Source organism: Paenibacillus sp. FSL H8-0122 (assembly GCF_038005345.1).
GTDB lineage: Bacteria > Bacillota > Bacilli > Paenibacillales > Paenibacillaceae > Paenibacillus_AQ.
The window spans coordinates 3,590,467-3,607,896 of the sequence record NZ_JBBOTB010000001.1 but is presented as its reverse complement, the minus strand read 5'-3'; the positions used below and the strand labels follow the sequence as shown (position 1 = coordinate 3,607,896).

Annotated in this window: 13 protein-coding genes; 8 read left to right on the top strand and 5 right to left on the bottom strand. The window is 52.0% G+C overall.

Annotation, left to right across the window (positions count from 1 at the left end; all coding sequences use genetic code 11):
* Positions 1–31 precede the first annotated feature (31 nt).
* The gene (locus NSS64_RS15820; RefSeq protein WP_341140724.1) at positions 32–1,201 is read left to right on the top strand and encodes an MFS transporter; all 1,170 of its coding nucleotides are present in this window, start codon (positions 32–34) and stop codon (positions 1,199–1,201) included.
* A gap of 53 nt (positions 1,202–1,254) precedes the next feature.
* Here NSS64_RS15820 and NSS64_RS15815 read toward each other — a convergent pair whose 3' ends face one another.
* The 3 genes from NSS64_RS15815 to NSS64_RS15805 all read right to left on the bottom strand — a co-directional run bounded on the left by NSS64_RS15815 (position 1,255) and on the right by NSS64_RS15805 (position 3,031).
* A complete protein-coding gene (locus tag NSS64_RS15815; RefSeq protein WP_340941517.1) occupies positions 1,255–2,160 on the bottom strand; it encodes an AraC family transcriptional regulator in 906 nt (301 codons plus the stop codon).
* Between the two features lie 119 nt (positions 2,161–2,279).
* A complete protein-coding gene (locus tag NSS64_RS15810; protein WP_341142822.1) occupies positions 2,280–2,627 on the bottom strand; it encodes a nuclear transport factor 2 family protein in 348 nt (115 codons plus the stop codon).
* A gap of 77 nt (positions 2,628–2,704) precedes the next feature.
* The gene (locus tag NSS64_RS15805) at positions 2,705–3,031 is read right to left on the bottom strand and encodes a hypothetical protein (RefSeq protein WP_340941515.1); all 327 of its coding nucleotides are present in this window, start codon (positions 3,029–3,031) and stop codon (positions 2,705–2,707) included.
* A 226-nt stretch (positions 3,032–3,257) separates the two neighbouring features.
* Between NSS64_RS15805 and NSS64_RS15800 the strand changes: the two genes are divergently transcribed.
* From NSS64_RS15800 to NSS64_RS15790, 3 genes are all read left to right on the top strand, one after another.
* Positions 3,258–4,085, top strand: coding sequence for a copper amine oxidase N-terminal domain-containing protein (locus NSS64_RS15800; protein ID WP_340754224.1), 828 nt, complete (start codon positions 3,258–3,260; stop codon positions 4,083–4,085).
* 35 nt (positions 4,086–4,120) lie between these two features.
* Positions 4,121–4,969, top strand: a complete 849-nt coding sequence (locus NSS64_RS15795; RefSeq protein WP_341140723.1) for a DUF1835 domain-containing protein — start codon at positions 4,121–4,123, stop codon at positions 4,967–4,969.
* Between the two features lie 308 nt (positions 4,970–5,277).
* A complete protein-coding gene (locus NSS64_RS15790; RefSeq protein ID WP_341140722.1) occupies positions 5,278–5,769 on the top strand; it encodes a DinB family protein in 492 nt (163 codons plus the stop codon).
* A gap of 61 nt (positions 5,770–5,830) precedes the next feature.
* Here the strand turns inward: NSS64_RS15790 and NSS64_RS15785 are convergent, their stop codons facing one another.
* Complete coding sequence (locus tag NSS64_RS15785) at positions 5,831–7,507, bottom strand: ABC transporter substrate-binding protein (RefSeq protein WP_341140721.1); 1,677 nt, start codon at positions 7,505–7,507, stop codon at positions 5,831–5,833.
* Positions 7,508–7,630: 123 nt separating this feature from the next.
* On the opposite strand from NSS64_RS15785, the gene NSS64_RS15780 reads away from it, so the two are divergent.
* From NSS64_RS15780 to NSS64_RS15770, 3 genes are all read left to right on the top strand, one after another.
* Complete coding sequence (locus NSS64_RS15780; protein ID WP_341140720.1) at positions 7,631–9,169, top strand: DUF4153 domain-containing protein; 1,539 nt, start codon at positions 7,631–7,633, stop codon at positions 9,167–9,169.
* A gap of 64 nt (positions 9,170–9,233) precedes the next feature.
* A complete protein-coding gene (locus NSS64_RS15775; RefSeq protein WP_209879837.1) occupies positions 9,234–9,932 on the top strand; it encodes a Crp/Fnr family transcriptional regulator in 699 nt (232 codons plus the stop codon).
* A gap of 162 nt (positions 9,933–10,094) precedes the next feature.
* Complete coding sequence (locus NSS64_RS15770) at positions 10,095–11,798, top strand: methyl-accepting chemotaxis protein (protein ID WP_341140719.1); 1,704 nt, start codon at positions 10,095–10,097, stop codon at positions 11,796–11,798.
* A 53-nt stretch (positions 11,799–11,851) separates the two neighbouring features.
* On the opposite strand, the gene NSS64_RS15765 is transcribed toward NSS64_RS15770, so the two are convergent.
* The gene (locus NSS64_RS15765) at positions 11,852–12,934 is read right to left on the bottom strand and encodes a nucleotidyltransferase domain-containing protein (RefSeq protein WP_341140718.1); all 1,083 of its coding nucleotides are present in this window, start codon (positions 12,932–12,934) and stop codon (positions 11,852–11,854) included.
* Positions 12,935–13,174: 240 nt separating this feature from the next.
* Between NSS64_RS15765 and NSS64_RS15760 the strand changes: the two genes are divergently transcribed.
* Positions 13,175–17,071: a galactose-binding domain-containing protein gene (locus tag NSS64_RS15760; protein ID WP_341140717.1), complete on the top strand. Its 3,897-nt coding sequence runs from the start codon at positions 13,175–13,177 to the stop codon at positions 17,069–17,071.
* Positions 17,072–17,430: the final 359 nt, after the last annotated feature.

The window sequence follows — 17,430 nt, the reverse complement described above, 5'->3', positions numbered from 1 at the left end:
TCAAAAATAATCAAAGGAGCTGTATCATTTTATGTCGCTAAGCTGGAAGGTATATATTTTAGCCATTGTTAGTTTTTTGGTAGGGACGTCCGAGTATATTCTGTCTGGCATTCTAGATAAGGTATCCATTTCTCTTGGTGTTTCAGTTGCTGCCGCCGGGCAATTAATTACGATTTTTTCGCTGGTCTACGCTATATTTACTCCTATTCTTATGGCTGTAACCGCAAGTATGGACAGGCGGAAATTAATTATGCTGGGTCTAGGTTTGTTTGTGGTATCTAATGTTCTCGCCGTTCTTTTGCCCGGGTATGGATTGTTTGTGGTAGCCCGCATCATTATGGCCATGGGTGCAGGTGTAGTAGTTGTTACCGCCTTAAACATTGCAGCGAAAATTGCGCCTGAGGGGAAACAAGCAAGCGCGATTGCAACAGTCGTAATGGGCTTTACAGCATCCTTAATTATTGGCGTACCTCTTGGGCGCATTGCAGCGGATACGCTTGGCTGGAAATCTGTGTTCGGGGGAATTGCCCTTCTAGGTATTATCGCAATGGTCATCCTTTCTTTCGCCATCCCGCGTGTTAAGGGAGATGAACCTATTCCATTACGCCAACAATTACGTTTGCTAAAAAAGCCTAAGGTCGCATTGGGATTAGCGATTACCTTCTTTTGGCTTGGCGGATATTCGGTAGCATATACGTATCTTTCACCGTATTTGCTTGGAGTATCGGGCATAAGTGATAAATATCTCAGCGGAGCTCTGCTTATATTTGGTATAGCCAGCATGATAGGCTCCAAAATCGGTGGCTTCAGCTCGGACCGGTGGGGGGTTAACCGAACCTTATTCAGCGGATTGATACTCCATATTGTAATGCTGATCCTATTGTCTTTAGTAACGAATACACTCATTGGTGTAATGGTTGTGCTATTGTTGTGGTCCTTCTCCGCATGGTCCTCTGGTCCAACGCAGCAATATCATTTAACGACAATTGAACCCGAAGCATCGGGTGTTATGCTTGGTCTTAATCAGTCGATGATGCAACTATCTATGGCAGCAGGTGCTGGTATAGGCGGGGTAGCGATTGAAACGGTCTCGCTTGCATCGATTACATGGATTGGTGCTGTTGGGGTTGCGATTGCTATAATCGCTACGCTCATTTTATATAGAATGAATTCTAAATCAGAGATGAGTGTTCAACATTAAGTTCTGACCAAAAGCGCGGTGATCGGACATTCCGGACACCACGCTTTTCCATACTATTCCCCGACTCTATACCATAGCTCGCAATATTCAGTGCCATCTGCGCTTGTACCATACATCTCGAAATTGCCGCCATCTAGAATCGTATAAGTTGAGGTTGGCAGCCATTCTGAGAAGATTCGATTCTTCAAAGACCGCAAGTCATACTTTCCGCTGCCGTTCCCATCATGGAGTGTTGAGAATACGGCCCATGTAGATGCGGGAACATCAACAACAGTGTATCCGTTCACCTGGCTGCCTGGCGCTCTGTAGCACCCGATTAGATAAGGGAAGGTCGAGTTGCTTGTGAAGGTGTAAGCATCGAATGCAAAGACTGCTCCAAGTTCCTTGCTGAAATTGCCTTCGTCTCTCCAAGCCCCGCTTACCGATTGGGCTAAACGTTCGAACTCACCATTCTTGCAGATATTTTGCCAAACCTCCGGGATCGTTACGCCCGCTTCATTCGCAATAGTGTCGTACTGGTAGATATCCTCCAGTCCATACACTTGAAAAGCATCCCGTTTCTCCATCCGGTAATTCATTCCGGTCACTCCCTTTAAGATAATTTGAAAGGAGATGCGCGGATAGGCTCTTAACTCACTTCCGGCATTGCGCGCTAATGTAGGCGTCATTCCATGCAGATTGTGAAATGCCCGGGAGAAGGCTTCCGGTGATTCATATCTGTACTTCAAGGCTATGTTCATCACAGTGTTCTGCCTGTTCTTCAAATCGAATGCAGCCAGCGTCAGCCTTCTGCGCCTGATATATTCGGATAACGGGACATCAAGTACAAATGAGAACATGCGTTGAAACTGGTAAACCGAACATAAGGCAATTTTAGCGATTTGATCGTAATCAATATCTTGTTCCAGGTTATCTTCAATATAACCGATCGCCCGATTCATTCGCTCCAGCCACTCCACGGCAATCCCTCCTTTCGTAAGATAGCATATCATCCGGTAGTTACCGTAGCCTGATTATCGGTGCAGCATATTGTCAGGCTTACTTTGGGAATAGTCGAGGCTCCAGGGATCGTTTGGACTTATGCGGTTGGTGTTCCTTGATGAAACACCATTTTCCATTTCGAATGTTCATATTTCCATATGGAACTGCGCAAAGAATGCTGCTTTTTGTCTTCATTGAATATTTTATAAGTTGTTAAAATGATATTTTCAGATAATGGATGAACTTCAAAATCACTTAGTTGCATTCTGACAACACCTATGCCAATCACGTCTATCCCATCTTTTATACGCCAAACCTGCCCCGAGCTTCCAATTTCGAAGAAATCCTCTGCCAGCAAGTTAGAGAGTTTTGTAACTGATGTTCGGACCTCCGGTGTGAGTAACTTCTCTTCGAGTCTTAAAAGTTCCTTTTGGATCAGATTCATGGGTTTTGCTTCCACCGTGCATTCTCCTCCAGTTCGACACCATTTCCGATGCTCCACTTCATGAATAAATAATATCCTTAGTATAATTCTCCTTCATCCCCTTGTACTTTGGCATTAAGTTCAATTGCAATCTCCCTTATCTTATCAATCACATTGCCTTCATCGGCTCCGGAAACTGTAAGTCTACCATTAGAATAATGAAAAGGAACCGTTACATCATCAACCTTCCATATAAAAAAATCACCACTTATTGATATTTGAAATGGACCAGATATTGTGAATGTATTCGAATACTCAAAATCATTTTTAGCCGAAAATATAGCCTTTAACTCGTCAAGTGAAATGGGGAACTCCGTGCTCTCTGTCCAATGACTTGCTCTTGTAATATGTATATCATAGCTCATAACACTAATCTCCTTTGCAATAACTTCATTTTAATTATAAATATATCAAGAAAGTATTCAAACGCCTTCTACATGTTCAAGCTGAGAAAGAGCATGTCACGAAAAGACACTGCTTCCCTGTGAGGGTTGTTAAATTTTACTAGAGACGCGCAACTGATGAGGGGATTTGGAGTAATAAGAAAGATGATAAAAATATATGAAATAGAGGGAAAGAGAGGATTTTGGGATGAAGACAGGTAAAAAAGTGTGGACAGCCTTACTGGCTGCGGGATTGAGCTTCGCCATGTTGACGGGTGTGAATCCGGGGAAGGTAGAGGCGGCGGCTAAGAAATACCCTGCGCTTCTGAAAATCAACGATTATTATGTGCTCTATACAGCACCAAAGGCGCCATATGTGGATTCCAACTACCGGACGATGATCCCGCTTCGCTCCATTAGCGAGCTGATGGGGGCGAAGGTCAGCTATGATGCCAAGGCTAGAACGGCTGCCATCGAAAAGGATAGTGTAACGGTTAAGTTCACCATTGGTTCCAAATCTGTGTCGGTTAACGGGGTTGCCGGATCGATGGATACGGTTCCGGTGATGGAGCAGAATTCAATGTTCATCCCGGTCAGTGTGCTGGCCGGACGTCTGGGTATTGTGAGCAAATGGGATCAGGCGAATCAACTATACACTCTGACGGGTGAAACCCTGATGCAGACGGATATCATCAAGCTTTCTTTAGAGGACAATGAGAACGGACCCTTCACTTCCCCACCGGGGAAGATCATTAGCAACGATGCGTTCCGGCCAGTTTCTTACACCTTTGACCCTGCAAAAGGCAGCTTCACGGTGAAGGCGAAGAATATAACAGGTAAGGATGTACCTGAAGGGGCGGCGGATGTTGCCGCGTATATACTTTATGATGAACTAATTCAATTGCCGCCGCAGGAACGGGAAAGACCGGCTGTGCGTAAGGATGGAACGATTGAGGTTACCGTTAAAACCGAAACACCGAGTACTCCAGCTTATTTACTTGTAAAAGGGCGCCTGCTCGACCGTTCCGGAAATTAATTTCAATTTCGATTTTGAATCAGAGGTGAATCTATTTGAAGGATACCCACATTCACCTCCTCTGCGGCGACTCCTTCGGGGGCAGCATGAAGCAGGCAATGAAAGGAGTGGGCTGGACGGACACACATAAGCTGATTATCCTGCGGGAGAATTATGCTATAGGTCCGCTGGAGCAGTTGGATACGCCAGTAGGGAGGAAACTGCGCAGCGACTGGTTCCGCCAAAATATAACGGAAAACTATAATGTCTCATATGATTGTGAAGAAGAGTATACGGAGCTGCTAGACAATCTGGAGCAGATTTCTGCACAGGCCAAGATTATAATCTGGACCAGTGGCAATGCATCCGAGCAGGCAGGGCTGCGTCTTACGGTCCATTTGCTGGCGAACAGACAGAATGAGATTGTAGTGCTTGATGCCGGGGCCATCTGTGAGGAGCTGTTCAACCGGCCGGATGCTTTCATTAACTACTGTCATTCCGGTGAGATTCCGTCAGACAAGCTCCGGGAAGCACTTTTGCGGATTAATGACGGCAGCAGGCTGACTGCTGCGGATATCATGCGGCTGGCCCGGGAATGGCAGCAGATTGCAGAGCAGTCCGGGGCTCTGCGAATCTGGCAAGAGGACGCCTTGCTGGAGGTGCCTGCCGATTATTATGATGGCTATCTGCTGGAAAAGCTGGATTCACTGACACCCCCGCCAGGAGAAGACGGGTTCCTGAAATCAGCACGGCTAGTTGGAGAGGCGATCGGATACTGTGAGCAGTATGTCGGTGATACTTATTTCGAGCATAGGGTGAGGGAGTTGATCTACAGCGGGGTACTGGAGATCAAGGGCGTTCCCACAGCGATGAGATTCTATAGCATCCGGCGCAAGAAAGGCTAAGGTATATAAGAAGCACTAATGAAATTAACAAAAAGCATAAAGAAGCGGAGGGGAAATTTGGAACTGTAGGAGCGATAGCGTCCGCCTTTGTGTTTGGATTTCCACCGCTAATAGCGGTTAAAAATGAAGAAATTCAAACACAACAGCGGCCGGAGGGCCAAATGTTCACCGCAGCGACGACCAAGGTTGGAGTTCAGATCTTAAGTGCATTTTATATAGCAGCGGTTTAATCAGCAACAGCGGCCAGCAGTCCAAATGTTCACCGCAGCGACGACCAAGCTTTGAGTTCAAATCTAAGGAGGACAACCATGCAAACCTTATTTCGTTATAACTGGCAGGTCCGCGAGGAATGGTATCAATGGTGCGGGGAGCTGCCGGAAGAAGAGCTGGTGAAGACACGCATTGGCGGAGTGGGCGGAATCCTGCAGACGCTGGTGCATATAGTGGATGTGGAATTAAGCTGGGTCCGGGATATGGAAGGGAAGCCGGATATCCGATTAGACTTCACGGAGTACAATACTTTGCAGAAAATCAGAGAGGTGGACGCACGCTTCCGGCCGGAGGTGGAGTCCTTCGTAGTGGCTTGGAATGAGGGATTGGAACGGAGGATTCTAAGGGAGGATAAGCCGGATGGGCAGGTTATCCAGCATAGATGGGGCGAAGTGATGCGCCATGTTGCCGCGCATGAGATTCATCACATCGGCCAGCTCTCCATCTGGTCAAGGGACCTCGGCCGGAAGCCAGTCTCGCCTAATCTGGTGGGCAGAGGTCTGGCTACGTATTTACCCGGTACAGAATAAAGGAGGCTGCGGGTCCTAAAATAGTCTGGCGGTGCAGCCTCTCCGGCCTTCGACTTCGTATCTACAGCTCCGGCGGAAACCACAGATGGCGCAGATCGACCCAGCCCTGGCTGTTGAAGGTCACCCCGCGCACGGAGGGCAGATAGGCGGTCTCGGCAGGCCGTTCGTAGAGAATATGCAGCTGGTGGTCACGGGTTAGAGTATCTTCGATCACCCGGAAGCCTTCCGCCCGAACGGCGGCGTCAGGCTCCCGCGAGATCTGGCGCAGTCTGCCCTCAATGCCCGCACGGGTGCGTGGTTCGATATGCTGCGAGAGGGTCAGATACAGGTCGTACAGCCGGAGCTGCTCGTCCTGGTCGCGGAGCAAGGAGAAGACGATCAGGTCAGACTTCAGGCGGATCGGACCTTTGAATTCCTCCGGCGACACGGATAACACCTTGCAGGCATATCCATGCTGCGTTAGTCTTGCGGCGATGTATTCGGCATCCCCGGCGTACTGCGGGATCGTGGCAATCTGCAAGACTTCAGCCGGAGGCGCTGCGAAATGCCGGAAGGGCACTCTCGGAGCTTCATGCAGACAGGACAGCAGTTCGGCACGGAGAAGGGGATCGCTTAGCGGTCCCTTTTTCTTCGTGTTGCAGGTTACGAATTTGCGGACATAGGACTCAGAGTGGATTCTGCTTAGAGAGTCTGCGCCCGCCGCTGACGGATTCGGGATGACATGGAAGGCAGAGCCGGTCTCTGAGGGCTCCCGGTCAAGGCTCCATGGGACATAGATAATCTCCACACGGTCCAGATGGGCCCGCCCCTGGAAGTAATAGGGGAACACCTCCAGCACACAGGTATCCTCATTCATCTCTACGACCTTGAACGGTCCGGTGCCCGCCGGCCTGCGTCCAAACAGATTCTCTCCAATAGACTCCAGATCGCGGGGCACAATCGCCGCCCGGCTGGTGCAGAGGAAGGGAAGGAAGAGCTCATTCGGCTTCTTCAGCAGTATGCGGACGGTAGAGGCATTCAAGGCCTGGACCTCCTGAATCTCCTTGACAATATAGCTGTACAGCATGCGCTGCGAGGTAGACATCATCCGTTCGAACGAGTAGACGACATCCTCGGCGGTCAATACCTTGCCATGATGGAACAAGACCTCCTTGCGCAGATGAAAAGTCCAGGCGCTCCGGCTCCCGTCTGTCTCCCAGGCATGGGCCAGGCCGGGGATCACCTTGCCGCGTTCACCGCTGCGGCCGACCAGCCCGTCAAAAACATGGCTGGAGACGAATGACTCCGCCAGCAGATTCATATAGAGCGGATCGAAGGTATGGAGCTGCTGGGTGACCGGCAGCCGCAGCGTATCGATCCGCTTGTCGCTGTGCACCTCGGCATGATGCCCGAAGTAAGCCAGCAGCCAGCCTTGCAGTGTGTCCTGCAGCGATGAGGTGCGGGCATGTCCGCGGATGCCCTCCAGCGCACTGCTGATATCCTTGCTGCTTATCGCCTGCTTCATAGATTCCAGGGCAATGTCCTCGGCCGCTGCGAGGAACACCAGCTTGGAGCGCCGCCCCCGCCCCCGGCTGGGGGTCCAGGTGATCCAGCCGAGATCGGCCATTTTGCGGATCACATGCAGTGCATTGCGGTGGGTGCAGCCAAGGGTCAAGGCCAGCTCGTCCAGGGTGACGGAGATCTCGGCCGGACCTCCATGCTGCGAATGCAGCTTCAGGAACTGACTGTGCAGCTTCATGTGGGGAATTCTCCTCCTGTCTAATCTGTAAAATAGGAAATTAATAATATTATATTTCTCTTTTTCTTCTTATTTTATCAGCTAAAATCAGGATATGATAGTAAGAAGATGGGGGAATTTACCATGGACGAACAAACGGTATCCAAACCGGGGCTTGGGCGTGTAGCCTTATTGGCCGCATTTCTGCTTGCGATTGTGCATCAGTACCTGTTCTACGGCAAAATGCCGGGGATCTCTTACCCGATTTTTGTGGTCTTATTTTATGCTTTTATGCTCTATTTCGCCAAGGAGCGGCTGCGCAAGCAGAACGGGTTCAGCTATGTTTGGATGGCTTCCATTTTTCTGCTGTCCCTGACCTATATGCTGTTCGGCAACTGGTTTTTCTTTGCCCTTAATTTCGTTGTTATTCCGGTGCTCATTCTATTACATATGACGTATATGCTTAGTTACCGTAAGCCCGCCTGGAGCGGACTTGCGCTGATCGGCGCGGCGCTTGAGCATCTGTTCCCGCAAAGTCTGCGCAACTGGGCCACAGCATTGAGGCTGCTGCGCCGGGGCAAAGGCGGGATACCGAATGAACGCAAGCAGGTATTGATGCGGGTGCTGATCGGTCTGCTGATTTCCGTACCGCTGCTGCTGATTGTGATCTCGCTGCTCTCTACGGCGGACGGAGTGTTCAGTCAGCTGCTGGAAGCACTCCCGGGGATTTTTGACAATATTTCACTGGGGGACTGGATCTTCCGGGGCCCGTGGGTTCTGCTTCTCGGGCTGGGCATGTTCGGCTTCGTCTGGGGGTTCGTACAGAGTAAATCCTATATCCGCACTCCTCTGGTCAGTGAGTTTGATGCGATGGGACAGAAGCTGGAAGCGGCTGAGGCAGGGGAGGACAGTATCGGTCTTGATGACCCGGTCATAATCACTACCGTGCTGACTGCAATCAATGCGGTGTACATGCTGTTTGTGAGTGTCCAGTTCTCGTATCTGTTCGGAGCCTGGGATGGTATTCTGCCGGAGAACAGTACGTATGCAGACTATGCGCGGAGCGGTTTTCTGGAGCTGATTCTGGTCACCTCCATTAACTTCGCGATCTTGCTGCTGTCCTTGCTGGCAGTGCGCAAAGCGGGCGGTATCCTGAAGCGGGTAATTCAGCTCCTGCTGTATATTCTGGTGTTATGCTCCATGGTCATGCTGTATTCTGCATACTCAAGGCTGACTCTGTATGAAGAGGCGTACGGTTACACCTACATCCGGTTCCTGGTGCATGCCTTCATGATCTTCCTCGGTTTGCTGCTGGTGCTGGCGGCCGTGCGGATTAGCCGGGAACCGTTCCCGCTTCTCAAATGCTACATCGTGCTCGGCCTGCTTTCTTATGTGCTGATGAACTATATAGGGATGGATCATATCATTGCGAAGCAGAATATCCACCGTTACGAAGTAAGCGGGACGCTGGATGCCGGTTATTTGGCCGGTCTCTCCGCAGATGTGGTTCCAGAGCTGATCGAATTCAGCAAGCAGGAGAAGGGCATTCTGGACGAGGCGCTGCGCAGCAGACTGTCTGAACGCACTCAGCCTAAGCAGAGCTGGACATCGTTCAATCTGGCGAATCACCGGGAGCGTAGAGCGCTTGAGGACTATTTTGCCGGAGAGGTAACGCAGAAATAGCTTCTGTGCTCAGGCTTGTGTTACAGTAATTTCAGCTGAAATCACACAAGGAGAGAAGAACCACATGCAATCGATTATAAATCCGGAGGCGGTTCGAAGCCTTACCGAGCAGAATGGGCTCACAGCCATGTTCAGCAGCAGCGCTATTGCCCAGATGGAGCTTCGGCGTTACGGCGGCGGGGAGGCGGTCTGCTCGGTGGGCGACCGGCTGGAGCATATGTTTTTCCTGATGCAGGGGAAGCTGAAGATTCATACGCTGCTGCCCAACGGCAAGTCGATGCTGGTCCGGTTCGCCCGGCCGATGTCGGTGATCGGGGATGTGGAGCTGCTGCGCCAGTATCCCGTCAAGAATGAGGTGGTCTCTGTAGGGGACAGCCTGCTGCTTGTTGCCGGAAGGAAGCTGCTGCTCCGGGAGATTGAAGACAATACAGCGCTGCTGCGCTTCCTGGTAGGAGAGCTGAGCCACAAAATGTACACGCTCGGCCAGACCTCTGCCATGAATGTGCTCTATCCGGTGGAGAACCGGTTCGCCAGCTACCTGATGTCGCTGTTCGCGGACAACACTGGCGCCCAGCGCGTAGAAGAGATTCGCACCTCCACGCTGACTGAGACCGCCGATCTGCTGGGCACCAGCTACCGGCATCTGAACCGGGTGGTGCGCCGCCTCATTGAAGACGGGATTATTGAACGCAGGAACGGCCGGCTGATTGTGCGGGATGAGGAGCGGCTGGCAATGCTTGCGAACGGGAATTTGTACGATTGAACCGGATTACAAGACGTAATTCAGAGAACCTCTATTTCTGCCTTGGCAGGGATGGCGGTTTTTTTGTGCTTGGCAGCGTATTTCAGTTTCATTTAAGAATGATGATGTACGATACGTAGAGGTCACACTGTAAAGCTTACATATCGAGTGGAGGTAGTTATCATGTTCAACAGACTTAGAGGAATCCGGGCCAAAATCATGTTTGGTTTCGCCGCTGTTATTATCGTGTTCATTCTCGCTATATTCGGCAGTACTATATTTCAAGCTAAAGCAACCATGCTTACAGAGCAGATCAACCACAATTACAGCAAGCTGTCGATGGTACAGAAATTAACCGATGATATCCGGACGGCGGACGGTCTGGCCGCAAGGTATGTGATGAGTAATACCACGGAGGAGAGAACAGCCAATCTGACCGCCTATGAAGCCAAGATCCCGGAGATTACAGCCGCAGTCGAAGAGTTTAAGGGCGCCGGCCTGAATGAAGCGGAGCTTGCGGGAATTCAGAATCTGGAGGGGGAGTGGGACAATTATCTGACGGTGCTGAAGCAGGCTTTTGCCTTGGCCAAAGAAGGGGATTTCCCGCAAGCGCAGAAATCGTTCACAAGCCTCTCCCTTACGACTATCATCGATTCACAGCTGGTATTCGAGACGATGCTGCATGATGAAATTATGAAAGAACAGAATCAGGCAGCTACCCACCGCAGCTCGGCTATGATTACCAGCATGGGGGTGACAGGATTATCCGTGGTACTGGCTCTGTTGATCGCATTCGTATTGTCCGCACGGATTCTGAAGCCGGTAAAGGATGTGAACAGGCAGCTTCAGGAGATTGTGCGCGGCGATGCCGATCTGACCCGCAAGCTTAGTGTGCAGACGAAGGATGAGATCGGTGAGCTGGCCCGGAATTTCAATACAATGACCGATAATCTGGCAACGATGATCACCCAGGTGAAGCTATCCGCGAACGGTCTGGCGGCTTCTTCAGTGAAGCTGACCTCGGATAGCGGATTGACCGCCGAAACGACCGAGAAGATCTCCGGAATTATGGGTGAGGTCGCAAGTGGTGCGGGCATGCAGATGAATGACCTGCAGACTAACATGAACACCATTATTGAAATGTCGGACGGTATTCAGCTGATTGCTGCCAGTGTGCAGGATATCTCGGAAGCTTCCCTGCGTTCTGCAGATTATGCGGTGGCCGGGGATCTATCCCTGCAATCTGCGGTCCGGCAGATGGATTCCATCAACGAATCCATTCAGTCCTTATCGGAGAAGGTTATGGGCTTCATGAAGCGTTCACAGGACATAAACAGCATTGTCGGGGTGATCAAGGGGATCGCCTCGGAGACGAATATGCTGGCTCTGAATGCGACCATAGAAGCGGCCCGCGCCGGAGAGCATGGCAGGGGATTTGCTGTCGTAGCCGATCAAGTGCGCAAATTGGCTGAGCAGTCCGCAGATTCCGCCAATCAGATTGCTGAAATGGCAACCGGAATCCAGGCCGATGCAGATCATGCAGTGAAGGTGATGAAGAACAGCATGAACGAAGTGCTGGGGGGAACCCGGATCATAGAAGAGGCCGGGCAGTCTTTCAATGCCATCCGCCATTCGATTGATTCACTGGCGGGACAGGTTCAGGAGGTATCCGGTGCGGTAGAAGAAATCACGGCAGCAACGGAGGAGATTGTAGACTCTATCCGTACCGTTACGCATATCTCGGAGACTACAGCGGCAAGTACACAGCAAGTATCCGCCGCATCGCAGGAGCAGATGGCTTCAGTGGAACAGATCGCCTCTTCTGCCAGTGCCCTCAGCATACTGGCGCAAGGTCTGCAAGGTCTGGTAGCACGTTTCAATGTATAATTAGGCAAGCCCCCAACCTGAACGAAGGGAGGGGGCATGATCTTGCTTATCTGTTACTTGTTCATATATTGCCGGTACAGCTCTTCAAAAGTATCGTACTTCTGGGGCTGCCGGCCGGCCCGCTGATATTCCTCCAGATAGTCATCCATTGCCAGGAGGAACCGGTCCTTGAACAGATCCAGATTCGAGGCATCAAAATACTGCATGAGTCCGAACTTCCGCGTTCCCCGCGACTCGGTCATCTCATCCAGCAGACTCTGCGCTCCCATAGCGGCGTAGAAGGCGTAAGAAGCATCCTTACTTTCAGCGCTGGCGATGATCTTGTTGCGGTAGTTGCACCATAATTCCTCATAGGTGCCCGCCAGATTATCATAGGTAGGAACAGGCTGTTCTACATATTTCTGATACAGGATGCTGTACAGATCAAGGATACTTTTGAGCAGAATGCCGGAGGTATTTCGGATCTCGTCCGTCGTCTTCGCACAGATCACATTCATATAGATCGTTTCATAGTTTTCGGGGAGGTAGCGGTAGGCTGCGGTGTCCTCCAGGTATCTTTTCAGCCCTCTTTTCAAATAAGTACTATTCATATGCGTCAAAGCATTCACCAGATTGTAGACCAACTCCGCTGAAGCCAGCCTTACGGCTCCCTTATCCTCTGTAAGACAAATATTCGCATATTCCTGCTTCGCCAGATCGATCCACTTCTTCGCCCGTTCCATACAATCGCGTCCCAGGGGCTTCGCCAGAGCATCCAGCGCCCGTTGCTGATAGACCTTAAGCTTCTCCAGATCCTCGGGCTTGGCATAGTAGAGCACCTGCAAATCTATTAGAGAGGAGATCATCGGACTTTCAAGCGCGGCCTGTTCTTCGATCCGGGTCTCCCAAGGAGTGCAGTAGATATCATAACCGACATCCCCCAGAATGAAGCAGGACGAGATGCCCCAGCCTTGGTTGTTATTATTGATGATGATCAGATCCAGGTCGCTTTTCTCATGATAATCCCCGGTATTGCAAGAGCCCGCAAGCCCGATTACTGCAATCTCCTCCGGAAAATCCCGTTTGGCCCGCTCGATCACCATGTTGATCAATTTTTCGTTTTTGGATAATAGCTCCTGCCTGATACTTTCGTTCATAGCTGATTCCTCCTGCGCTGTGGCTTGTTGTTGTATTCATTGTAAAAGCATCTGCCGTCCGCGGGTATGCCGACTTCGGTTAGGTTCATTCTCTTCCTGAGCGCTCCGTATGTACGCACATACTTTTCATAGAATACGCCATCGACCTGAGCCAGGCTCTATCTTATATTATTACCATAATTTGTTTTTGAAAGCGCATACTCGAAGGTGGCACCATAATTTATGGGAGGTGGTTGTCAAATGATCAGCAGAACCAGGTCTTCGGTAGCAAGGACGTTCCTGATGTACGGTCTGATGCTTGTGTTATGTGTGGGACAGCTCGCGTTATTTCCGGCAGTGGGGGCGGCGGCAGGCAATCTGGCTCAGGGCAAGACGATTAGCGCAAGCTCAGTCGGTGATGTGTATGTAGCAGCGAATGCTAATGACGGTAACCAGGGTACGTACTGGGAGAGTGCCAGCAATGCTTTTCCGCAATGGATCAAGGTGGATCTGGGTGCCAGCAGCAGTGTGAATCAGGTTGTACTGAAGCTGCCTGCGGGCTGGGAAGCCAGAACACAGACGCTGTCTGTGCAAGGCAGTACGGATGATACGTCTTACAGCAATCTGGCGGCGTCTGCGGGGTATGCCTTCAATCCGGGCAGTGCGAACTCCGTCACCATCAGCTTCACTGCAGCAACCGCCCGGTATATCAAAATCAACTTCACGGCCAACACCGGCTGGCCTGCAGCACAGCTATCTGAGCTTGAGGTGCACGGCACCACGGCCTCTCCACCCGGAACCTATGAAGCGGAGGCCGCCGCCTTATCCGGCGGAGCCAAGACAAATACCGATCACAGCGGCTATACCGGTGCTGCCTTCGTAGATGGCTACCTGGCTCAGGGGGCAGCCACAACCTTCTCGGTAACGGCTCCGGCGGCAGGGAATTACAGCGCAGCCCTGCGGTATGCCAATGCGTCCGGCAGTACCAAGACCCTCAGTATCTATGTGAACGGGACGAAGGTCAAGCAGACCTCGCTTGCCAATCTCCCGAACTGGGATACCTGGTCGACCCAGGCAGAGATTCTTGCCTTGAACGCCGGAACCAACACCATTGCCTACAAGTATGATGCGTCCGATTCCGGCAATGTGAATCTGGATCAGCTTGTGCTGAGCGCTTCCCCGGCGCCGACGGCAACGGCAACGCCAGCTCCGACGGCTGTGCCGACCGCAGCCCCAACGGCTACGCCAACCGTAGCTCCAACGATCGCGCCGACCGTTGCACCGACGGCTACACCTACTGTAGCCCCAACGGCGACTCCGGCTCCGACGATCACGCCAACGGCCACCCCGAGCACGGGTCCCGGCTCGAATCTGGCGGTCGGCAAGGCAATCAATGCTTCTTCTTCCGTCTTCACCTTCGTCCCCTCCAATGCCAATGATGGAGAAGTCACTACCTACTGGGAAGGAGCGGGCGGCAGCTACCCGAATACGCTGACCGTCAGCCTCGGCGCGAATGCCAATGTCACCTCGGTGGTCGTGAAGCTCAATCCGGCAGCCGCCTGGTCAACCCGTACCCAGACGATCCAGGTGCTGGGACATAACCAGTCCACAGGAACGTTCACCAGTCTGGTGCCTGCGGCGGAGTATACGTTTAATCCGGCCAGCGGCAATTCAGTGACCATTCCGGTGACCGCTACAGTCAGTGAGCTGCAACTGAGAATCACGGCGAATTCCGGTTCAGGTGCCGGACAGGTTGCTGAGCTTCAGATTATCGGCACACCGGCGGCGAATCCTGACCTGACGGTAACCGGAATGTCATGGAGTCCGTCGGCTCCGGTGGAGACCGATGCCCTCACGCTGAGTGCCACCGTCAAGAATATCGGCTCAGCGGCTTCGGCCGCAACCACAGTCAGCTTCTATGCCGGCACCACCCTTGCCGGGACAGCCCCGGTGGGTGCGCTCGCCGCAGGAGCTTCGGCCAATGTCTCCTTCAGTGTTGGTGCCAAGGATGCCGGAACCTATACGGTAAGCGCCAAGGTAGATGAGAACAACAATGTCATTGAGCTGAATGAGGGCAATAACAGCTATGCCCATCCTACGGGCCTTACTGTGAATCCGGTATCCAGCTCGGATCTGATTGCTTCTCCGGTCAGCTGGTCTCCCGGCAACCCGGCTGGGGGCAACACGGTCAGCTTCTCAGTGGCCATTAAGAATCAGGGAACGGCGGCCTCAGCCAGCGGCGCGCATAACATCACGCTGACCTTAACGGATGCCACCTCCGGCGCGGTCCTCAGAACGTTGAGCGGCTCTTATAACGGTGTCATTGCTGCCGGAAGTACTACGGCTCCTGTGTCTCTTGGGACCTGGACGGCGGTGAACGGAAAGTATAATGTCAAAACAGAAATTGCCGTGGATGCCAACGAACTGGCGGTCAAGCGGGCCAACAACATCCAGAACCAGTCGCTCTACATCGGACGCGGGGCCAATATGCCTTACGACATGTATGAGGCAGAAGATGGAATGATCGGCGGCGGAGCTGTCAAGCTGACCCCGAACCGCAATATTGGCGATCTGGCCGGTGAAGCTTCAGGCAGAAGAGCGGTCACCCTCAATACAACAGGCAGCTATGTGGAATTCACGACCAAAGCCAGCACCAATACCCTGGTCACCCGCTTCTCCATTCCCGATGCTCCGGGCGGTGACGGCACCACAGCTACACTCAACATCTACGTCAATGGTGTGTTCAACAAGGCCGTTACCTTGACCTCCAAATACGCCTGGCTGTATGGCTCGGAGGCCAGTCCCGGCAATTCGCCAAGTGCCGGCTCCCCGCGCCACATCTATGACGAAGCGAATATCATGTTCGACAGCACGATTCCGGCAGGCAGCACGATCCGGCTGCAGAAGGATGCAGCCAATACTTCGCAATATGCCATTGACTTCATCAGCCTGGAGCAGGTCTCGCCGATAGCCAATCCGGACCCGGCCAAGTACACGGTTCCTCTGGGCTTCACGCACCAGGATGTGCAGAATGCACTGGATAAGGTCCGCATGGATACAACGGGTAAGCTAGTTGGCGTCTATCTTCCTGCCGGAACCTATGAGACCTCGAGCAAGTTCCAGGTCTACGGCAAGGCGGTGAAGATCGTCGGAGCCGGCCCTTGGTATACCCGGTTCTATGCTCCGCTCAACCAGTCGAATACAGACATCGGCTTCCGGGCGACAGATTCAGCGAATGGCTCGGCCTTCTCGGGGTTTGCCTACTTCGGCAACTATACTTCACGGATTGATGGTCCCGGCAAGGTATTCGACTTCGCCAATGTAGCCAACACAACAATTGATAATATCTGGACGGAGCATCAGGTATGTATGTACTGGGGCGCGAATACCGATTATATGGTCATTAAAAACTCACGCATCCGCAATACCTTTGCCGACGGCATCAATATGACCAACGGCAGCACGAACAATCTCGTGTCTAACATCGAGGCGCGGGCAACTGGAGATGACAGCTTCGCCTTGTTCTCGGCGATCGATTCCGGCGGCTCTGACATGAAGGACAATGTCTATGAGAATCTGACATCCATCCTGACCTGGCGGGCAGCCGGTCTTGCCGTCTACGGAGGGTATGCGAATACCTTCCGCAACATCTATATTGCGGATACTCTCTGCTACTCCGGGATTACGATCAGCTCGCTGGACTTCGGCTATCCGATGAACGGCTTCGGGGCGTCACCGACGACGAACTTCCAGAATATCTCCGTCGTCCGGTCAGGCGGACATTTCTGGGGCGCACAGACCTTCCCGGCCATCTGGGTATTCTCCGCTTCCAAGGTGTTCCAGGGCATCCGGGTCAGCGATGTGGACATCATTGACCCGACCTATCACGGAATCATGTTCCAGACGAACTATTCCGGCTCTGCGCCGCAGTTCCCTGTCACAGACACGATCTTCACCAACATTACGATCTCCGGTGCCCTCAAGAGCGGCGACGCCTTCGACGCCAAATCCGGTGTCGGTATCTGGGCTAATGAATTGCCGGAGCCCGGCCAGGGGCCGGCAGTGGGCAGCGTAGTCTTCAACAACCTCAAGATCCTGAACACGGTAACGCCGATTAAAAACACAACGTCCACGTTCACGATAACGGTGAATCCGTAGAGGAACGAAGCAACGCCTTCTGTGATGCAGCGCACAAAAAAAACCGCAACCCGTGTGTCCGGGAGCGGTTTTTTTGTTGAATCGGCTGTACGTCCTTGGGTTAACATCATACCCATGACTACTCGTACACGTATGTTACCTTTCAGATCCCGCCTGGCCATAGGAAATCCTGCATCTTTTACAACAAATCAGTCTCTTTATAGCCTCCAAAAAGGAAATCCTGCACAAATTACAACAATGTGGACTCAGACTTCCCAATCTGCTGATTATTCCTGCAAAATGTGCAACAATCGGGGACCAGAGCTACTCTGCGGCTGGAAATCTTGCACAATGTACAACACTGCAAGTCACAGGACCGA